This is a genomic window from Actinoplanes nipponensis, assembly GCF_016862275.1.
GTDB lineage: Bacteria > Actinomycetota > Actinomycetes > Mycobacteriales > Micromonosporaceae > Actinoplanes > Actinoplanes nipponensis.
The window spans coordinates 115,796-134,493 of sequence record NZ_BOMQ01000028.1 but is presented as its reverse complement, the minus strand read 5'-3'; the positions used below and the strand labels follow the sequence as shown (position 1 = coordinate 134,493).

The window sequence follows — 18,698 nt, the reverse complement described above, 5'->3', positions numbered from 1 at the left end:
CCGGAGTCGGATGCCGCCCGTCCGGCCACGACAGCGCCGGATGCCGGCTGCCCCGCCCCGCCTGACCTGGAACCGGTGCCCGTGCCCGAGCCGGTGCGGGAGCCGATGCCGGGTGATCCCCGGCCCGTCCCGCCGCCGAGCGCCTGCTGCCCAACACGCTCGCCGGGGACCCGCGGCCCGGCGACCGTCGCCGGCGTCCGCTGGTCGGCCTCCTCGGGCGCGGCCAGGTCGGCCAGGGCGTCGCCGGCCTCCACGGCGGTCGGCCGCCGGTCCGGCTCGTCGACCAGGCAGCGGTCCACCAGCTCCCGGAACGCCGCCGGCAGGGTGGCCGGCAGCACCGCCGCCCCGCCCGCGCGGGCCCGCGCCAGTTCCTCCCAGGTGTCCACCGGGTACGGCGGCTGCCCGGTCACCATCTCGTACAGCAGGACACCCAGCCCGTACACGTCGGTCGCCGGTTCCGCGGGCTTGCCGTCGAGCCGCTCCGGCGCCACGTACGCCGGGGTGCCGAACGTCGCCCCGGTGTCGTCGTCGTCCGGCTCGCCGGTCACCGCGCTGATCCCGAAGTCGAGGATCTTGACGCCGGTCGGGGTGAGCATGACGTTGCCCGGCTTGACGTCGCGGTGCACGACCCCGTTGGCATGCGCCGCGGTCAGGGCGGCGGCCACCGCGGCGCCGATCGCGGCCGCCTCCGGCCACGGCAACGGCGAGCGGGCCAGCCGGGCCGCCAGCGTCTCGCCGGCCAGCAGCTCCATCACCACGAACGGCGCCACCGAGCCGTCGGGGCGTACCGCCTCGTCGTAGTCGTGCACCGCGGCGATGTTGGGATGCGAGAGCCGGGCGCCCATCCGGGCCTCTTTCCAGGCCTGCTGCAGCACGTCCCGGCGGGCCTGGTCCAGCCCGGTGGGCAGTTTCAGGGCGACCGGCCGGGCCAGCAGCTCGTCCTGGGCGTGCCAGATCTCGGCCATGCCGCCGGTCTGCAGGCGCGACACGAGGCGGTAGCGGAACGCCAGGAGGGTGCCCGCCACCGGCCAGTCGTCGCTCATCTCGGAACACTCGCCCAGCGCACGCGGCGTGTCAACTCCGAGCCGGGGCCGGTGGGTCCGGTAGCGGAACGCTCACGGATCCGTGATGCTGGCACGGTGCCAGCCATGAACCTGACCACCTCGGACGTTGACGAGGCCCGCAACGTCCTGGGCGAGCACTTCTACGCCAACTCCCTGGAGGTGCTCTCGCCGGGCTCGTGGACGGCCGACTTCCGCATCGCCCCCGTGGGCCTGGTCACGCTGGGGGATCTGCGGTTCGGCGCCGACGTCCGGATGGAGTTCGGGGAGCTGGGCGCGTACCACGTCGACGCGTTGCTCGCCGGCGAGCTGGCCTGGCGTCAGGGCCGCGGCGAGCCGCGGGTGGCCACCCCGGCCCGCGCCGCGGTGTTCCAGCCGGTCGGCGACACCGTCCTGGAACGGTGGCCGGCCGACTGCCGGCTGCTGGCGGTGAAGATCGACCGGGTGGTCCTGGAGAGCGAGCTGGCCCGCATGCTGGGCGAGCCGATCGGTACGCCGGTGCAGCTGGGCCCGGAGCTGGACACCGCGCGGGGCCCGGGCGCGACCTGGCTGCGCCTGGCCCGCCTGCTCGCCGCCGACGCCGCCGAGGAGCAGGGCCTGCTGCGGCACCCGGTGCTGGGCCGCCAGCTGCGGGAGAGCCTGGTGGGCGGCCTGCTCATGGCCGCGCCGCACAACTATCGCGACGCCCTGGAGAATCCCCGGTTCGGGCCGGCCGCGCCGCGGGCCGTGCGGCGGGCCGCGGAGGCGATGCGCGCCGACGCCGGCCGGTCGTTCACCGTGGCCGACCTGGCGGAGATCGCCGGGGTCAGCACGCGGTCCCTGCAGGACGGTTTCCAGCGTTATCTGCAGACGTCGCCGACGGCCTACCTGCGCGACCTGCGGCTGTCGCGGGTCCACCGGGAGCTGCAACAGGCCCATTCCGGCGAGGAGACGGTGACCGAGGTGGCCTACCGGTGCGGCTTCGCCCACCTGGGCCGTTTCGCCGCCCTCTACCGCCGCCGCTACGGCGTACCGCCGTCGGAGACGTTGCGCAGCTGATCCGGCGCCAGGGAGCCCGGCCCGTCCCGCAGGGCCGTACGCAGCGTGCCCAGATCCGCCCGCAGGGCCGCGATCCGGTCCGCGCCGATGAGCTCGCCCGCCCACGCCTCCAGGTCCGGCACGAGCTCCTGGGCGATGCCGATCACCTCGCGACCGCGGGCCGTGGGCCGCACCAGCTTGGCCCGGCGGTCGGCCGGGTCCGGTTCGCGGGTGACGTAGCCGTGCGCCTCCAGGTGCGCCACCAGCTCGGCCATGGCCTGCTTGGTCATCTCGGCCCGTTCGGCCAGGACGGAGACGGTGGTGCCGGCGTCGTCGAGGTGCTCGAACACCGCGCTGTGGACCGGACGTACGGCCCCGTGCCCGCGCTCGGCCAGCCGGGCCAGCACGCGGCCGTTGAGCAGGACGAACACGTCGCGCATGAGCACGGCGATGTTCTCCGGCCGGGGCCGCCCGCCGGTCACCGGACGGTCGGAGATCCGCTTTGACATTAGACAAGTCGCCTGTCTACTCTGGGGACATGGACAAGTTACCTGTCGACCGGTCGTCATGCGAGCACATCCTGATGGGAACCGACGAGGTCACGGTTCTGGCCTCGTCGGCCGGGACCGGCGGCGCCCTGTTCGCCGTCGAGATCCGCATGCGCCCCGGCGGCGGCCCGCCGGTCCTGCACCGCCATGAGCCCGGAGAGGTCTACCACGTGACCGCGGGCGAGTTCACCTTCTACGTCGGCGACGGGCCGGACGGGGCCGTGCGCCGGGTCACGGCCCGGGCGGGCGACGTGGTGCCCCTGGCCGGAGGCGTGCCGCACACCGTCCGCAACGAGTCGGCCGGGGACGCGACGGCCTTCGTCGTGCACGCCCCGGGCGCGCCGATGGAGGGCTTCTGCCGGGCCGTGGCGGCCGCGGCGGCGGACGGCCCGCCGGCCATGGAGCAGGTCCTCGGGATCGCCGCGGCCAACGGGATCACGCTGCTCGGCCCGGTGCCGGCGGCCGGGTCCTAGCCGAGCAGCTCGCCCAGGGCCGCGGCGAAGACCTCGTGGTGGCGCGCCACGTCGTCGGTCGTGGTCTGCGGGCACATCAGCGCCATGTTGTGGAACGGCGTCAGCAGGATCCCGCGGTTGATCAGGTACGTGTGCAGGAAGTCCTCCAGGGCGGGGTCGGCGGTGGCGGCCGACTCGGTGCCCGTGCGCGGGGCCGGGTCGGCGAAGCGGTACTCGACCCGGGCGCCCAGCTGGGCCACCGACCAGGGCAGGGCGAAGCCGGCGATGATCTTGCGAACGCCGTCGGCGAACGTGCCGGCCACCTCGGTCATGGTGGCGAAGGCGGCGGCGGTGAGCACCTCCTCGAGCGTCGCGCGGGTGGCGGCCATCGACACCGGGTTGCCGGCGAGCGTGCCGCCGACCCCGCCCATGTCGATCAGGTCGAGGTCGGTGCGCCCGGTCAGCCGGGCGGCGAGCTCGGCGCTCAGCCCGTACGCGCCGACCGGGATGCCGCCCCCGATGGCCTTGCCGATGGTGATCACGTCCGGCTGCAGGGACCAGGCGGCGGTCGCGCCGCCGGGCCCGGCCGAGAAGGTGTGGGTCTCGTCGTTGATCAGGTACGCGCCGTGCTCGCGGGTCAGCGCCCGCACCCCGGCCAGGTAGCCCGGCTCGGGCAGCACGATGCCGATGTTGGTCAGCGCCGGCTCCATCAGCACCGCCGCGACGTCGCCGTGGGCCAGCTCCCGGGCCAGCCCGGCCAGGTCGTTGAACTCGGCGACCCGGCTGGTCAGCGTCACGTCGCGGGGCGCGCCGACGTTGCCCTCGCGGCTGCGCGGCCGGCCGTCCGGGCCGACCACGATCAGCGACTCGTCGACCGAGCCGTGGTAGCAGTAGCTGTTGACCAGGATGCGGGGACGGCCGGTGACGGCGCGCAGCAGCCGGATCGCCCAGCGGTTGGCGTCGGTCGCGGTGAGCGCGAAACTCCAGGCCGGCAGGCCGAAGCGGCGGCTCAGCTCGGCGCCGACCAGCGCGGCGTCCTCGGTCGGGACCATCGTGCTGGCCCCGCCCAGGTCGCCCAGGCGCCGGGTGACCGCCGCGACGACCGGCGCGGGGGAGTGCCCGGCCATCGCCGCGGTGTCGCCCAGGCAGAAGTCCACGTACTCGTGGCCGTCGATGTCGGTGAGCCGGGCCCCGCGGGCCCGGTCGAGGTACACCGGGTGGCCCGCCGCGCTCTTGTTCATCCAGGTCATCGGCACGCGGCCGAACAGGTGGCCGGCGCGGGCGTACGCCGCCGCGGACCGGGGGTGCCGGTCGGCGAAGGTGGCCCGCTCGCGGTCGGCGAGGGAGTCGAGGCGGGCACGATCGATGGAATCCGTCGGCATGGCGCGACGCTACCAATGATCTCCGCGGGCAACGACCGTCCGGACGACCGATTCCGGCCCTCAGAAGAGGGCGAGCTGGCCCGGCGTGGGATCGCGGCGGCCGGTCAGCCCGCCGCGCAGCCGCCAGGGCTGCAGCTCCGGCATCGGCTCGGTGACCACGGCCGGCGGGCTGCCGCCGGTCAGGGCCCACAGCGACGGGCCGAAGTTGATGCCGCGTCCGGACAGGACGGCACGCATCGCGGCCAGCCGCAGCGGCAGCCGGGCCGCCGCCAGCTCGGGCATCGGCAGGTCCGGGCGCATCCGCATGAGCCGGCGGTTGCGCTCGACGACCTCCCGGGTCTCCGGCCGGCCCAGCTCCTCGGTGCACTGGGCGCCGACGACGTCGCGCACCGACTGCGCGTCGCCCGCGTCGATCGCCGCCCAGGCCGCGTCGACGGTGCCGAAGGCGGCCAGCAGGCGGGCCGCGGTCGCCGCCCCGAAGCGCCGGGCGCCGGGCAGGTTGTCGGACGGATCGCCCCGCAGCGCGGCATAGTCGCGGTACTGGCCCGCCCCCACGCCGCAGAGCGCCTGCAGCCCCTCGGGGTCGACCAGGACGGCCTCGTCGAAGCCGCCGTTGCGCACCCGCAGCACCGACGTGGTCTCGTCGATCAGGGCGAAGGCGTCCCGGTCGCTGGTCATCAGCACGGACCGCCAGCCGTGCCGGCGGGCGTGCGCGGCCGAGCTGGCGAGCACGTCGTCCGCCTCGTACGCCGGCGGCACCACCGTGCACACGCCGGCCGCGTTCAGCAGCTCCGGCGCCCCGGCGATCTGCTCGCTGAGGTCGGCCGGCTTGTCCGGCCGGTGCGCCTTGTACGCCGGATACTCGGCGCGCCGCGCGGACTCCCGCGGGCAGTCGAAGCCGACCAGCACCGCGTCGGGGCGCAGGTGCGCGGCCGCCCGGGCGAGGTAGCCGACCAGCCCGCGCAGCGCCCACACCGGCCGGCCCGCCTGATCCAGCAGCCCCTCCATCGCCGCGGCGTGGTAGGCGCGGTGCAACAGGCTGTTACCGTCCAGGACGAGCAGCAGGGGGGCCGGGGGCGACACCCGGACAGCCTATGCCGGACCGTACCGGGCGACGAGTTCCGCGCCCAGCCGGGCGAGCTCGGCGCGCACCGATTCCGGCTCGAGCACCTCCACGGCGGCGCCCCAGCCGGCGAGCTGCTCCGCTATGGACAGCGCCATCGGGGCCGCCACCCGGACCCGGATTCGCCCGTCCGGCCCGGTGTCCAGGCGCTCGCAGTGCCGGCCGAAGTGGTCGCGCAGCACCGGCAGCAGCCGCTCGGCGATGAGCACCGTCGCCGACAGCAGGGAACGGCGCTGCTCGACCTCCCCGACCACCCGTTCCCACTCCCGGGTGAGGTCGAAGTCCGCGGGCCGGGCGGCCGGCTCGGCGGTCACCTCCGCGCCGGCGATCCGGTCCACCCGGAAGGTCCGCCGCCCCTGGGCGGTGCCGGCGATCAGGTACCAGATCTCGTCCTTGGCGACGAGCCCGAGCGGATCGACGACGCGCCGCGACGCCCGGCCGCCCCGGCCCGCGTAGTCGAACGCGACCCGGCGCCGGCGCACGACGGCGTCCTGCAGCAGGCCGACCGCCGCGGGCCGGTCGCGCCCCCGCTCGCCCCAGCCGGCCGCGTCGACCACGACGACCTCGGCCGCCGCCTCGGCGTCGGCCCGGAACGGGCCGGGTAGCGCCCGGACCAGCTTGCGCAGCGCCGACCGGAGCGGGGGCGCCACCGCGGCGGCCGGCCCGGCCAGCAGGAAGAGGGCCCGCGCCTCGGCGGAGGTGAGCCCGCTGAGGTCGGTGCGCGCGCCGCCGACCAGCGACCAGCCCCCGCCGCGGCCGGGCTGGGGATAGACCGGCACCCCGGCGCCGGACAGCGCCTCCAGGTCGCGGCGGGCGGTGGCCACCGACACCTCCAGCTCGGCGGCCAGCTCGGCCGCGGTCACCCGGCCCCGGGCCTGCAGCACCAGCAGGGTGGCCACCAGCCGGTCCGCGCGCATGCCGTGATCCTGCCACCGAAAGTGCTCAGTAGGTGAGCACTTATGCCCCGCATGCTGGGCCCATGTTCAGAGGATTCGCCACCATCAGCTTCTACGCCGACGACGTCACCGCCGCGGCCGCCTGGTACGCGCGGCTGTTCGGGACGGAGCCGTACTACCAGTTCCCGCCGGCGCCCGCCGACCCCGCCTATGTGGAGTTCCGGATCGGCGACGACCAGGACGAGCTCGGCCTGATCGACCGCCGGTACGCCCCGCCCGGCGCGGCCCGCGGCCCCGGCGGCGCGGTCATGCACTGGCACGTCGACGACCTCGCGGGCACCGTGGCCCGGCTGCTGGAGCTGGGCGCGACCGAGTACCAGCCGATCACCCACCACGGGTCCGGGGAGGGCTTCGCGACGGCGTCGGTGGTCGACCCGTTCGGCAACGTCCTGGGGGTCATGCACAACCCGCACCACCTGGAGATGCTGGCCGCCCGGGGCCGCGCCGGCTGAGCCGGTCCGGGAAAGCCCTCAGCTGCGGGGCCGGCCGTCCGATTGTCGGGGCCGACCCCGAGCAGAGGAGCCGCCATGAACCGGGACCGCGTCCGCGCCGGTGGCGCCTGATGGCCGCCGCCGCCGACCTCACCGCCGCCGTCCTGGCCGTCGTCGCCGGCCTCGGCGTGCCGTGGTGGGGCTGGACCGCGCTGTTCGTGATGATCTTCTTCGGGCTGCTCGTGCCCAGGGACGAGGAGACCCGCCGGCCGGAGGAGCTGTTCCCCGACCGGAGGTGACGGGCAAAAGGCGTGGCCGGACCGGGCCGCGCGTCCTACCATCGCGGCATGACCTGGCGATGGTGATCCGACCGTAGGGGCCACTCCCGTGGGCCGCCGCGGCCGCCGTGTGAACGGTGTCCGCTCCGACCCGGGAAGGTCCCATGAACCACGTCCCCGCCCGCGTGCGCCGGCTGGCTGCCACGCTGTACGCGTACGCGTTCCTCGCCGATCTCGTCCTGCTCTATCCGGTGTACGCCCTGCTGTTCAGCGACGCCGGCCTGTCCGTCGGGCAGATCTCCTCGCTGTTCGTGCTCTGGTCGGCCGGCAGCACCCTGCTCGAGGTGCCGTCCGGGGCCTGGGCCGACGCGGTGTCCCGGCGCCTGCTGCTGGTGCTGGCCCCGCTGGTGACCGGCGCGGCCTTCGCGCTGTGGGTGCTCGCCCCGTCCTATCCCGCCTTCGCCGTGGGCTTCCTGCTCTGGGGCGCCGGCGGGGCGCTCGCCTCCGGGTCGGTCGAGGCGCTGGCGCACGACGAGCTCGCCCGGCTGGGCGCAGCCTCCCGCTATGCCCGCACCATGGGCCGGGCCCGGACCGCCGGAACGGCCGGGACGCTGGCCTCGACCGCGCTGGCCGGCCCGGTGCTCGCCGCCGGCGGCTATCCGGCGGTGGGCGCGGCCAGCGTGCTCGCCTGCGGGCTGGCCGCCGCCGTCGCCACCCGCCTGCCCGAGCACCGCGAACTCCCGGCCGGAGCCGGGCCGGCCGGGGGGAACGCCGCCGCCGACGACGAGGATCCCGGCTGGTGGGCGAGCCTGCGCGCCGGGCTGGCCGAGGCCCGCGCCGACCGCCCGGTCCGCGCCGCGGTCCTGCTGCTGGCCGTGGTCACGGCGGTGTGGGGCGCGCTGGACGAGTACACCCCGCTGCTGGCCGTGGACACCGGCGTGGCCCGCGCGAGCGTGCCGCTGCTGCTCCTGCTGCTCTGGGCCGGGGTGACCGCCGGCGGGCTGCTCGCCCCGCTGGGCGAGCGGCTGACCGACCGCGGGTACGCCGTCCTGCTGGCCGGCTCCGGCGGGGCGCTGGCCGCCGGCGCGCTGCTCGCCCGGCCGGCCGGTTTCGTGCTGGTGGCGGCCGCCTTCGCCGGGTTCCAGCTGGCCTCGGTGCTGGCCGACGCCCGGCTGCAGGCGCGGATCGCCGGGCCCGGGCGGGCCACGGTCACCTCCCTGGCCGGGACGGTCACCGACCTGGGCACCATCACCGTCTACGGCTGCTACGGGCTGCTCGCCACCGGGGCGGGCAACGGGGTCGCCTTCGCGGTGCTGGCGTTGCCGTACCTGGTCCTCGCGCTGGCGCTGACCGTCCGCCGCGCCCGTCCGGCCGGGTCCGCGCCCGGCCGGGCAGGATGGAGGCCATGACCGCACCGCAGTTGTTGTCCGCCTGGGCCGGGCACTGGACCGGGACCGGCACCGGCGTGACGGTGATCCTGCCGCCGGCCGGCACCGTCGGCTCGGGCGAGGTCCGCGGCGGCGCGCCCGCCACCCGCGAGTTCGCCCTGCTCGACCCGTCCCGGCTGGTGGACCGGGTGGACGCCGTGGTCCTCTCCGGCGGGTCCGCGTTCGGCCTCAGCGCCGCCGAGGGCGTGATGGGGCTGCTGCGCGAGCGGGGCGCCGGTTTCCCCACGCCGGCCGGGCCGGTGCCGATCGTGATCGGCCTGTCCCTCTTCGACGGGTCGGTGCGCACCGGGCCGCCGGACGCGGCCGCGGGGCGGGCGGCCGCGTTGGCCGCGTACTCGGGCGCGGAGCTGGCGACGGGACGGGCCGGCGCCGGGGCCGGGGCGTCCACCGGCTCGTGGCGCGGCCGGACCGACCCGGGCGGGCTGGGCTGGGCCGAGCGGGCGGCCGGGCCGGCCCGGGTGGCGGCCGTCGTCGCGGTCAACGCCTGGGGCGACGTGCTCGGCGAGGACGGCACGCCGCTGTTCGGCGGGGCGGCGACCGGGATCCGGCCGGCGGTGCCGTACCCCCTGCAGAACACCACGGTGGCGGTCGTGCTGACCGATGCCCGGCTGTCCAAGAGTGACTGCTTCCTGCTCGCCCAGAGCGGCCACACCGGGTTCGCCCGCGCGATCCACCCCGCCCACTCCCGGTACGACGGCGACGCGGTGGTGGCCCTGGCCACCGGGCGCTCACCTGTGGACGCCGACCTGGACCTGCTGCGCGCGGTCGCCACCGACACCGTCGCGGCCGCCGTCCGGGCCGCTGTCGCGCCACCGGGCTGAGCGGGAGGTGGTGCGCGGGGCCGGAGCAACTTTCACAAACCGGCTCCGCGCTGTGCTCCAGGCCGGATGATGATCCCATGGCAACGTTAGCCTCCCGGCTCCCGCGTGGCGCCCGCCTGTCACCGGAGTCCTGGGTGGCCCGCCACCGCATCATGACCGGGCTGTTGTGGCTGCACGTGCCGGCGCTCGTCCTGCTGGGAGTGCTCGGACCGATGCCGCTGTGGGAAGCCGCGGCCGTGCCGGCGGGCATCGCCGCGCTGGCGGTCGCGGCGGCCGTGGTGCCCGCGACACCGGCTAAGGCGTCGCTGACGAGCGTAGGGCTCATCGCCTGCACGTTCGCGGCCATCGAGCTGTCCGGCGGCGAGATGGCCATGCACATCCACCTGTACGCCATCCTGATCTTCGTAGCCCTCTACCAGCAGTGGACACCCCTGCTCTGGGCCGTGGTGATCGTGGTGCTGCATCACGGCACGCTCGGCCTGCTCGTCCCGGAACGGGTGTTCGGCATGGCCCACATGTCGCTGCTCGACGGCCTGGGCCAGGTCGCCCTGCACGCCGGCCTGGCGGTCCTCGAGGTCGTCGGGATCGTCGTGTTCTGGCACTTCGCCGAGGAGGCCGAGCGGGAGGGCGAGGCGCTGGCCGAGGGGGCTGAGGCCCAGCGGTTCGCGACCGCCCGGGCCGAGCAGGAGGCCACCGACCGCGCGGCCGAGGCGGAGCTGAACCGCAACGTCGAGCTCGCCGGCCGCGCCGAGCGGCTCTCGGCCGACGCCCGGGCGATCGGCGACCAGGCCCGGGCCGCGATCGGGGCCGTCGCGGCGGTCGACACGGAACTGGCCATGCTCACCCGGGCGGTCCACGACATCGCCGCGCGGTCGCAGGACGCGGCCGGCAGCGCCTCCGCGGGCAAGGACACGGCGGCCACCGCGGCGGCCAAGGTCACCGCGCTGGAGTCGTCGGTCGGCGAGATCGCCGCGGTGAACGCGCTGATCGCCCAGCTGGCCGCGCAGACCAACCTGCTGTCGCTGAACGCGACCATCGAGGCGGCCCGGGCCGGCGAGGCCGGCCGGGGCTTCGGCGTGGTCGCCAACGAGGTCAAACAGCTGGCCCAGCAGACGGCCGAGTCGGTCGGCCGGGTCGACGCGGTGATCCAGGCGATCGTCGCGCAGACCGGCGACGTGGCGGGCACCTTCGAGTCGACGACCTCCGCGGTGGCCGACATCCACGCGATCCAGCAGGACATCGCGGCGTCGGTCCAGGAGCAGGCCGCGGTGCTGGCCGAGGTGACCCGGCAGCTCTCCACGGCCACGGTGGCGGCCGAGCAGGTGCTGGTCGGGCTGGAACGGCTCACCGTCACCACCTGAGCGGCGCCGGGGCGGCGGTCAGGCGGTGCGCAGGTCCAGCGCGTGCCAGACGATGGCGTCCAGGTTGCCGGTGGACCACCACAGCATCCCGCCGCGGTACGACACCGAGCCGGCGTCCGGGCTGACCTGCACGGTCCGGCGGGTGGCCAGCTCCACCGCGATCAGCTCGTTGTTGCCGGTCAGCTCCGAGTTGGGCCCGATCCGGGCCAGCACCTCGAAGCGGTCCAGCGGCGCCACGTCGACGATCACCGTGGCCGCGGTGTCCCCGGCGACCTGGCGGCGGGCGCTGCCGTCGGGGCGCATCAGCTCGATCCGGTTGCGCCCCTCGCCGGTCAGCGACACCACCCGGCACCAGGCCGGGCTGCACGCGGTCGTGGCCCGCTCCCGCGGCCGGCGCACCGCGGTGTCGCGGCCGGTGCCGAGGTCGAGCAGCAGGGTGCTGCCGGTGGTGTCGTTGACGCCGTTGACCAGCCACGGGTACGCCGACAGCTTCCACGTCCCGGGCTCGTCGCGGGTGCTCACCGGCCCGCCGGTCAGCGCCACCGACCGCACCCGGGTGACGTCCCCGCCGCCCGCCGCCACCCAGTGCACCCGGCCGCCGGCCACGACCAGGTCGTACTGCGACTGGTAGAACTCGGCCCGGCCCAGGTCCGCGGTCAGCTCGCGGGGCGCCCGGCCGTCGCCGGGGCCGGCCGTCCAGAGTTGCAGCGTGCCCCCGTCGGTGCTCTCGACCCAGGCCAGCACGCCGTCGGCCGCGGTGAGCGCCTGGAACGACGGGTGCCGGTCGCGGGGCAACCGCCGCAGCTGCCGGACGGCGCCGTCGGCGCCGACCCGGACCAGGCGCAGGTAACGGCCGTCGGGGCTGGCCGCGGTGCCGATCGAGGTGTGGGCGTCGAGGAAGAGCCCGGGGCGGTACTCGGCGCCGTCCGCAAGGGTGGCCTGCACGGTGCCGCGCTGCGCCTGCGGCCACGCGACGGCCGCGGTGACCGGGGCCGCGGGCCGGGCGTTCCCACCGGCCGGCAGCATCAGCAGGGCGACGCCGGCGGCGAGGGCGGTGCCGAGGCCGAGCCACGAGCGCGGCTTGCTCACCAGCGTTGACCTCCCTCGGCGTCCGTGGCTGCCGATGATAGCCACGGTCGCAGCGGTGCGTGATGCAGCCCAAGGCGACCGAGGATCCGTGCGGCCGCCCGGACCTGATCGCTCCGCGCCGCCCGGCGCGGCCTCCCGCTGCGCACCTTCTTCGGCCGCGACGACGTGGCCTTCGGCGACTCCGGCACCACTCGGTCGCGCACCAGCTTCTCGCCGGCCCCGCGGGTCCACCGGTCCGGTCACCCGGCCGTCACCGTCACCGTCACCGGCCCCAGCCGCAGGATGCCGTCGGTCAGCGGCGTGCACCGGATCCCGCCCCGGCCGCGCAGCGCCCGCCAGGCGCCCGGGGCGATCGTGGTGTCCAGCCAGGCGCACGGGTTGGCCCGGCGGCGTACGCGCAGGGCCACCGGGCCGTCCCCGGAGTCGAGGGTGAGCACCGCGCCGACCAGGTCGTCGACGGCGATGCCCCGGACCAGGACGTTGCGCCGGACCTCGGTCAGCCCGGCGCCCGGTGGCAGCGACTCGGCCGCGATGACGGTCACGCTCGCGTCGCGGTGGGCCGGCCGGCCGAAGTAGCGGTCCCCGGCGATCCCCAGGCCGGCCCGGATCCGGACGTGGTCCACCAGCTCGCCGGGCGGCGCCGGCGCGGGGCCGTCCGCCGGGCGCCCCGCGAAGCGGTGCACGGGCGAGGCGAGCAGCTGCACGATCTCCGGCGCGGTCGGCACCGGCGCAGTCTAGAGAACCCGCCGGGCGGTCCGCCCGGTCCGGCCGGCTCAGGCCAGCGGGTCGAACGGGATGCCGGCGGGCTTGGCCGCGGTGAGCAGGGACGTGAACGCCGGGTCCTTGATCTTGATGCTGGCGGCGCCGAAGTCCGCGGCCAGCAACCGGTCCCGCAGCGCGGTGTCCGGCCACCCGTTCCAGTCGACGATGGGCGGGTACCGCCAGTCGTGGTAGTGGTTCTCCGGCGGCTCGTCGCCGGTGTTCGCGAGCCGGAAGAAGTGGGTCGACGCGCCGTCCTTGTGGTAGACGACCTTGGGGTGCGACCCGTCGAAGCGCACCGCCGAGCGGGCGTACGTCCGCTGGCTGCCGTGCTGCGTGGTGGTCACGAACTCGACCCGGTCGGCGGCCTGGTCGACCCACGAGACGACGTGCTCCCAGTCGTGCCGGTGGCCGCCGAGGCCGCTGCCGGGCACGGCCTGGTCCTTCTCGAAGTAGCTGGCGTAGACGATCGCGCACCAGCCGTGGTCGCACTTCGACCGGGCGTACGTCTGGGACCGGTCCAGATCCGGGCGGTCGCGGCAGCTGCCGTTGACCGCCCCGGTGGTCTTCAGCCCACCGTTGAGCGTGCCGTCCGGGCTGATGGCGGCGACGGCGTAGCACCCGTCGGTGTCGTAGTCGTAGGCGGGCGAGAACGACGCCTCGTAGCCGCCGGCACGTTGCGGCAGGTTGGGCAGCTCGGCGGCGTGGGCGGCCGTGGCGGGCAGCAGGACGGCGAGTGCGGCGACGACGCCGGCGGCGGCCCGGCCCCGCGGTGGCCGGCCGGCCCGGGACCGTCCCGACTGCGGCGGCACGTGATCCATGCGGGGCCTCCCTGACGTCGGCGCGCCTCGGCCACCACCGCCGATGCATGAGCGTCCATATTTCACCCCGCCGGCCGCCCGGCGGTCAATGGCCGTGCCCGGCAAGTTGAGGTGTTTTCTCCGCTTGTTGTTACGCTCGGTGGGTGACCCCTACCGCCGCCCGGCCGCTGCGCCGCGACGCCGAGCGCAACCGCCAGCGGGTGCTCGCCGCCGCCCGCGAGCTGTTCGCCGAGCGGGGGTTGGAGGTCACCCTCGACGACGTGGCCCGCCGCGCCGGGCTGGGAGTCGGCACGGTCTACCGCCGCTTCCCCAGCCGCGAGGCGCTGATCGAGGCGCTGTTCAGCGAGCAGCTCGACGCGCTGGTCACGCTGGCCGGCGAATGCCTGCGGGAGCAGAATTCCTGGGACGGCCTGGTCCGCTTCCTGGAGGACTTCGCCTGCCGGCACGGCGGCGACCGGGCCATGCGCGAGCTGCTGTTCACCGGCGCCGCCCAGCGGCCCGACTTCGCCCGGATCCACGCCGAGCTGGTGCCGGCCGCCGACGAGCTGGTCGCCCGGGCCCAGCGCGACGGCCACCTGCGCCCGGACCTGCGCGGCACCGACCTGCCGCAGATCGAGCTGATGATCTCGTCCGTCGCCGAGTGCACCCGCGGCGTCGACCCCGAGGTGTGGCGGCGCTACCTCACCCTGCTGCTCGACGGCCTGCGCGCCACCCCGCGCGGCCCGTCGCCGCTGCCGGCCCCGGCCCTGAGCCACGAGCAGACCGAGCAGGCCCTGCACCGGCGGTGATCCGTTTCGCCGTCGCGGCGGGGGGTACGTCCGGCGGGATCCAGCCACCACCCCGGGAGCCCTTGCGATGACCCTGCGCGCCGTAGTCCTGTGCTGTTCCCTGAAGCCCTCACCGGCGCCGTCGAGCTCGGAGCTGCTCGGCCGCGAAGTGCTCACCGCCCTGGCCGACCACGACGTGACCGGCGAGGTCGTCCGGGTCGTCGACGAGCACGTCAAGTTCGGCGTCTCGACCGACGAGGGCGACGGCGACGGCTGGCCCGCGATCCGCGAGCGCATCCTCGCCGCGCAGATCCTGGTCATCGCGACGCCGATCTGGATGGGCCAGCCGTCCAGCGTCGCCAAGATGGTGCTGGAGCGGCTCGACGCCGAGCTGTCGGAGCGCGACGAGCAGGGCCGCCCGCTGATCTTCGGCAAGGTCGCCGCGGTGGCCGTGGTCGGCAACGAGGACGGCGCCCACCACGTCGTCGCCGAGGTGCTCCAGGCGCTCAACGACGTCGGGTTCAGCGTGGCCGCGGCGGCCGGCACCTATTGGGTGGGCGAGGCGATGGGCTCGGTCGACTACGCCGACGCCGGGCCGAAGCCGGACACCACGGGCGCCGCCACCAAGACCGTGGCCGCCAACACCGCGCACCTGGCCCACCTGCTGGCCGCCCAGCCGTACCCGCCGAGCTGAGCGAACCCCTCAGCCCGGGGCCCGGGCCACCGATGGGTCGGGCATGCTGCGTCGCCTGCTCTCCGTCCTCGGCGCGTCGGCGCTGGCCGGCGCCCTGGCCATCGGCCCGGCCGGTCCGGCCGCGGCCGCGACGGCGCCCTGCCTGGGCGCGGCGGCCGGACCGCGGTGCCTGGTCTGGACCGGCAAGGTGGTACGCGTCAACGACGGCGACACCCTGTCGGTCGACATCGCCGGAGACGGCACGAGCACGCCGCGTTCCATCCGGCTCATCAACGCGCAGGCGATGGAACAGACCGTCTACTCCTCCGTGGTGCAGCGGCGCCGCGGCGAGTGCCACAGCCTCGCCGCCACCGCCCGCCTGGAGCAGCTGGTCAAGGCGGGCGGGGGAGTGGTCCGCCTGACGGCCCAGCAGGCGTCCAGCAGCAGCCGGGCCCGGCCGTTGCGCAGCGTGGCGGTGCGGATCAACGGCAGTTGGCGCGACGTCGGGCTCGACCTGATGCGCCACGGGCTGACCCTCTGGCAGCCGTTCGGCGCCGAGTGGGCCTGGAACGCGCAGTACCGGGTGGCGACCGCGCAGGCCGCCCGCGACGGCCTCAACCTCTTCGACACCGACGCGTGCGGCGCCGGCCCGGCGGCGGCCACCCCGGTCACGCTGACCGTCAACTACGACGCCCCGGGCGCGGACGAGCAGAACCTCAACGGCGAATGGGTCCGGGTGGACAACCCGTCGGACGCGGCGCTGCCGGTCGCGGGATGGTGGGTGCGCGACTCGGCCCTGCGCCGCTACACCTTCCCGGCGGGCACGGTCGTGCCCCCGCGCGGCGCGGTCTACGTCCACGCCGGTTCCGGTACGCCCACCGCCACCCACCTGTACTGGGGTCAGCCGGGCCCGGTCTTCGACAACCCGTCCTTCGATCAGCAGGCGCACGGCGACGGCGCCTACCTCTTCGACCCGCAGGGCGATCTGCGCGCGTGGATGCTCTACCCCTGCGTGCTGTCGTGTCCCGCGACGCCGGCCCGCCGCACCTGACCGGCGGTCAGCGCCGCTCGAAGAGGATCAGGTCGGCCTTGGTGGCGTGCCATTCCCCGGCCACCGCGTACCGGCTGGTCAGCACCGGGCCCAGCGGGCCGGTGGCGGCCAGCGGCGCCGCGGCGGTCAGTTGCCGGCCGGGCGGCTGCCAGCGGAACAGCCAGACCCGCCGCGCCGGGCCCAGGCAGGCCACCGGGTCGGCGCACTGCACCGCGTCCAGCTCGCCCACCTCCGCCGCCGGGGTCCGCAGCAGCACGTCGCGCGGTTTGGCCCGGCCGCGCAGCTGGTAGTCGACGCCCGCGCGCAGCGACCAGGTGCCCGAGGTGCCGTACACGATCACGTCGCCGGGCTGCTGGTGGCGTTCCAGCAGCCGGCCCACCGTGCGGAAGTCCGGGCCCATGTGACTGGTCGCGCCGCGCAGGCTCTGCTGGGCCGGCGCGCCCACCGCGGCGAGCAGCACCAGCGCGGCGATCGCGCGCCACGGCACCGCGCGCAGTGACACCGCGGCGCCCAGGCACACCGCCGGCACGACGATCAGCGCGTAGCGCGGGACCCACACCGGCGAGGTCAGGAACGAGACGCCCAGCAGGACCGCCGGGGGCGCGACCGCCAGCACGGCCAGCTCCCGCAGCAGGCGGGCGTCTCGGTGCCGGGCGACCAGGGCGAGGCCGATGAGCAGCAGGCCGACCGCTGCGGCGCCGAAGATGTCACCGGGCGCGGCCAGCACCTGACCCACCGTCATGGGCGGCAGCCAGTCCAGCTGAGTGCCGCGCTGGGTCAGACCGAGATAGACGAACGGCAGCACGGGCAGCACCGCGACCGCAGTCACCACCACCCAGCGCAGCGGCCGGGTGCCGGCGGCGTCCCGGCGGGCCCGGGTCACCACCGCGTAGGCGTGGCCGATGAGCACCAGCAGCGCCAGGATGTGCGCCAGGCCGAGCAGGGTGACGGTCACGGCGTACCCGATCCATCGGCCCCACGACGGCCGGGCCAGCGCCCGGTGCAGCAGCAGGGTGGCCAGGGCGGCGAAGAGGAAGACCAGCCCGTAGGCCCGGGCGTCCTGGGCGTAGCGGGACAGCTGCGGGACGGTGACCAGCAGCAGGCCGGTCAGCAGGCCGGTCAGCGGGCCGAACAGGCGGCGGCCCAGCTCGGCCGAGACGCCCACCCCGAGCGCGACCGCGAGCAGCGACGGCGCGCGCAGCCAGAACTCCGAGTCGCCGAACACCGCCGTCCAGAAGTGCATGAACAGGTAATAGGGGGCGATGACCCCGTCGAAGTGCCGCGCCAGCTCGACGATCTGACCCACCGAACGCCCGCCGGCCAGCCACGTCGCGTTCTCGTCCCAGCCGAGCGCCGGCCGCCGCAGTCCGATCCGCCCGACGAGCAGCATGAGCAGGGCCGGCGCCACGGACGGACCCCACACCAGCAGCGGTCGCGGGACCCGGCGGCCGCGCAAACGGGCCACGCCGCGGGGCTCCCGGGGCGGCGCCTCGGGCGCGCCCGCAGAGTCGGCCGGTGCCACCAGGGTCACGCTTCTCCTCGTCGGCGGGACGGAATCGAGCCGGATCGAACTGCCACTCTAGAGCGCGGCCCGACCGTCCTGAGTCCCACGGGAGGTCACAAAGTGTGCACCTGGTCACGTTGTCCGCCCGCCCGGGCGGCCGTCCACAGTGGCCGGCTCAGACCACGGAGAAGCCCTCCGGCAGGGCGGCGCGGCCGGTGAGCGCGCGCAGCACGGTCTGGCCGTCACCGACCGCCGCGGCGATCCGCGCGGCCAGCGTCACGGCCTCGGCCACGGCGTTCGGCGGCAGGTCGGCGGCCACCGGCCCGGCGGCGGCGAGGTCCATGCCGTGCACCACCAGCTCGAAGGTCCGGGTGGCGATCCAGTCGCGGACCCGCATCCCGCCCGCCGCGGTGGCGATCACGTCGTCGTCGCGGACGGCGGCCAGCGCCGCCGTGGCCTGACCGGCGAGCTCACCGACCCGGGCGGCGGCGTCGTCGCCCAGCCACAGCCCGGTCTCCCGCGCGTCGGCCGACGACGCGGCCGTCGCGGCGGCGTACAGCTCCGGCGGCGCCGACCGGGCGTACGCCCAGTAGTGCTCCGGACGCTCGAGGTCCACCGTGCCGCCGGGGGAGGCGAGCACCCGGGGCACCTGGCGCAGCGCCGAGCTGGTCGTGTGCCCGACCAGCTCCCGCACGCTCCACGCGCCGACGCCCGGGCGCTCCCAGCTCTGCGCGGGCAGGCGGGACACCAGGTCGGCGAAGGAGACGGCGGCGGCGCGGTAGGTGCGGCGGTAGTCCATGCCCTCGGGCTCCCCGGTCAGCTGGTGGCGGGCAGGCCGAACACGTGGTTCAGGCCGGTCACCTGGATGGCCTTGCGGACCGGCTGCGAGGGGTTGGTCAGGGTCAGCGACACCCCGTTGCTGGCCGCGGTGTTGCGCGCGCTGACCAGGGCGCCCAGCGCGTACGAGTCGATGAAGGTGACGTCGCTGACGTCCACGTTGAGGTAGCGGCACTCGCCGGCGGCCGCCGCGGCGGCCAGGCTGTCGCGGACCGCGTCGGCCCGGTCCAGGTCCATCTCCCCGGAGAGGACGGCGACCACCAGACCATCGGCGTCGACCTGCTCGTACGTGACCACGGCGTCGTTGGGCATTCACCAC

General features: G+C 75.8%; 21 protein-coding genes. 10 read left to right on the top strand and 11 right to left on the bottom strand.

Annotated elements, in window-relative coordinates:
* On the bottom strand, positions 1–1,043 hold a 1,043-nt coding region (locus Ani05nite_RS12800; RefSeq protein WP_203768156.1), incomplete at its 3' end, for a serine/threonine-protein kinase.
* 105 nt (positions 1,044–1,148) lie between these two features.
* Here Ani05nite_RS12800 and Ani05nite_RS12795 point away from each other — a divergent pair.
* Positions 1,149–2,099, top strand: coding sequence for an AraC family transcriptional regulator (locus Ani05nite_RS12795; protein ID WP_203768154.1), 951 nt, complete (start codon positions 1,149–1,151; stop codon positions 2,097–2,099).
* On the opposite strand, the gene Ani05nite_RS12790 is transcribed toward Ani05nite_RS12795, so the two are convergent.
* A complete protein-coding gene (locus tag Ani05nite_RS12790; RefSeq protein ID WP_203768152.1) occupies positions 2,063–2,587 on the bottom strand; it encodes a MarR family winged helix-turn-helix transcriptional regulator in 525 nt (174 codons plus the stop codon). The two genes, Ani05nite_RS12795 and Ani05nite_RS12790, sit on opposite strands and share 37 nt — an antisense overlap.
* A 29-nt stretch (positions 2,588–2,616) precedes the next feature.
* Between Ani05nite_RS12790 and Ani05nite_RS12785 the strand changes: the two genes are divergently transcribed.
* The gene (locus tag Ani05nite_RS12785) at positions 2,617–3,099 is read left to right on the top strand and encodes a cupin domain-containing protein (protein ID WP_203768150.1); all 483 of its coding nucleotides are present in this window, start codon (positions 2,617–2,619) and stop codon (positions 3,097–3,099) included.
* Here the strand turns inward: Ani05nite_RS12785 and Ani05nite_RS12780 are convergent.
* From Ani05nite_RS12780 to Ani05nite_RS12770, 3 genes are read right to left on the bottom strand one after another with little or no spacing between them, the layout of a single operon-like run.
* Positions 3,096–4,460 carry a transaminase gene (locus Ani05nite_RS12780; RefSeq protein WP_203768148.1) on the bottom strand — a complete coding sequence of 455 codons (1,365 nt, stop codon included), beginning with the start codon at positions 4,458–4,460 and terminating at the stop codon, positions 3,096–3,098. The genes Ani05nite_RS12785 and Ani05nite_RS12780 overlap by 4 nt on opposite strands.
* 60 nt (positions 4,461–4,520) lie before the next feature.
* The gene (locus Ani05nite_RS12775) at positions 4,521–5,543 is read right to left on the bottom strand and encodes a 5'-3' exonuclease (RefSeq protein ID WP_239129792.1); all 1,023 of its coding nucleotides are present in this window, start codon (positions 5,541–5,543) and stop codon (positions 4,521–4,523) included.
* 9 nt (positions 5,544–5,552) lie between these two features.
* Complete coding sequence (locus Ani05nite_RS12770) at positions 5,553–6,500, bottom strand: helix-turn-helix transcriptional regulator (RefSeq protein WP_203768146.1); 948 nt, start codon at positions 6,498–6,500, stop codon at positions 5,553–5,555.
* 62 nt (positions 6,501–6,562) lie between these two features.
* Between Ani05nite_RS12770 and Ani05nite_RS12765 the strand changes: the two genes are divergently transcribed.
* From Ani05nite_RS12765 to Ani05nite_RS12745, 5 genes are all read left to right on the top strand, one after another.
* Entirely contained in the window at positions 6,563–6,991 is a 429-nt protein-coding gene (locus Ani05nite_RS12765) for a VOC family protein (RefSeq protein WP_203768144.1), read from the top strand.
* A 110-nt stretch (positions 6,992–7,101) separates the two neighbouring features.
* Positions 7,102–7,269: a hypothetical protein gene (locus tag Ani05nite_RS12760; protein WP_203768142.1), complete on the top strand. Its 168-nt coding sequence runs from the start codon at positions 7,102–7,104 to the stop codon at positions 7,267–7,269.
* A 143-nt stretch (positions 7,270–7,412) separates the two neighbouring features.
* Positions 7,413–8,657 (top strand): MFS transporter, encoded by a 1,245-nt coding sequence (locus Ani05nite_RS12755; RefSeq protein WP_203768140.1) that lies wholly within the window; start codon positions 7,413–7,415, stop codon positions 8,655–8,657.
* The gene (locus tag Ani05nite_RS12750) at positions 8,654–9,517 is read left to right on the top strand and encodes a P1 family peptidase (RefSeq protein WP_203768138.1); all 864 of its coding nucleotides are present in this window, start codon (positions 8,654–8,656) and stop codon (positions 9,515–9,517) included. The genes Ani05nite_RS12755 and Ani05nite_RS12750 overlap by 4 nt, the downstream gene beginning before the upstream one ends.
* A gap of 77 nt (positions 9,518–9,594) precedes the next feature.
* Positions 9,595–10,878: a methyl-accepting chemotaxis protein gene (locus Ani05nite_RS12745; RefSeq protein ID WP_203768136.1), complete on the top strand. Its 1,284-nt coding sequence runs from the start codon at positions 9,595–9,597 to the stop codon at positions 10,876–10,878.
* Between the two features lie 18 nt (positions 10,879–10,896).
* Here the strand turns inward: Ani05nite_RS12745 and Ani05nite_RS12740 are convergent, their stop codons facing one another.
* The 3 genes from Ani05nite_RS12740 to Ani05nite_RS12730 form a co-directional block, all read right to left on the bottom strand.
* Positions 10,897–11,967: a hypothetical protein gene (locus tag Ani05nite_RS12740; protein WP_239129789.1), complete on the bottom strand. Its 1,071-nt coding sequence runs from the start codon at positions 11,965–11,967 to the stop codon at positions 10,897–10,899.
* Positions 11,968–12,206: 239 nt separating this feature from the next.
* Complete coding sequence (locus Ani05nite_RS12735; RefSeq protein ID WP_203768134.1) at positions 12,207–12,692, bottom strand: molybdenum cofactor biosysynthesis protein; 486 nt, start codon at positions 12,690–12,692, stop codon at positions 12,207–12,209.
* A gap of 48 nt (positions 12,693–12,740) precedes the next feature.
* Positions 12,741–13,547, bottom strand: a complete 807-nt coding sequence (locus Ani05nite_RS12730; RefSeq protein WP_203768132.1) for an NPP1 family protein — start codon at positions 13,545–13,547, stop codon at positions 12,741–12,743.
* Between the two features lie 143 nt (positions 13,548–13,690).
* On the opposite strand from Ani05nite_RS12730, the gene Ani05nite_RS12725 reads away from it, so the two are divergent.
* From Ani05nite_RS12725 to Ani05nite_RS12715, 3 genes are all read left to right on the top strand, one after another.
* Positions 13,691–14,335, top strand: coding sequence for a TetR/AcrR family transcriptional regulator (locus Ani05nite_RS12725; protein WP_203768130.1), 645 nt, complete (start codon positions 13,691–13,693; stop codon positions 14,333–14,335).
* Between the two features lie 67 nt (positions 14,336–14,402).
* Entirely contained in the window at positions 14,403–15,008 is a 606-nt protein-coding gene (locus Ani05nite_RS12720) for a flavodoxin family protein (protein ID WP_203768128.1), read from the top strand.
* Positions 15,009–15,051: 43 nt separating this feature from the next.
* Entirely contained in the window at positions 15,052–16,038 is a 987-nt protein-coding gene (locus Ani05nite_RS12715; RefSeq protein WP_203768125.1) for a lamin tail domain-containing protein, read from the top strand.
* A gap of 7 nt (positions 16,039–16,045) precedes the next feature.
* On the opposite strand, the gene Ani05nite_RS12710 is transcribed toward Ani05nite_RS12715, so the two are convergent.
* The 3 genes from Ani05nite_RS12710 to Ani05nite_RS12700 form a co-directional block, all read right to left on the bottom strand.
* On the bottom strand, positions 16,046–17,569 hold the full coding sequence (locus Ani05nite_RS12710) for a glycosyltransferase family 39 protein (RefSeq protein ID WP_203768123.1): 1,524 nt from the start codon (positions 17,567–17,569) through the stop codon (positions 16,046–16,048).
* A 148-nt stretch (positions 17,570–17,717) separates the two neighbouring features.
* Complete coding sequence (locus tag Ani05nite_RS12705) at positions 17,718–18,341, bottom strand: maleylpyruvate isomerase N-terminal domain-containing protein (protein ID WP_203768121.1); 624 nt, start codon at positions 18,339–18,341, stop codon at positions 17,718–17,720.
* Positions 18,342–18,358: 17 nt separating this feature from the next.
* Positions 18,359–18,691 (bottom strand): STAS domain-containing protein, encoded by a 333-nt coding sequence (locus tag Ani05nite_RS12700; protein WP_203768119.1) that lies wholly within the window; start codon positions 18,689–18,691, stop codon positions 18,359–18,361.
* Positions 18,692–18,698: the final 7 nt, after the last annotated feature.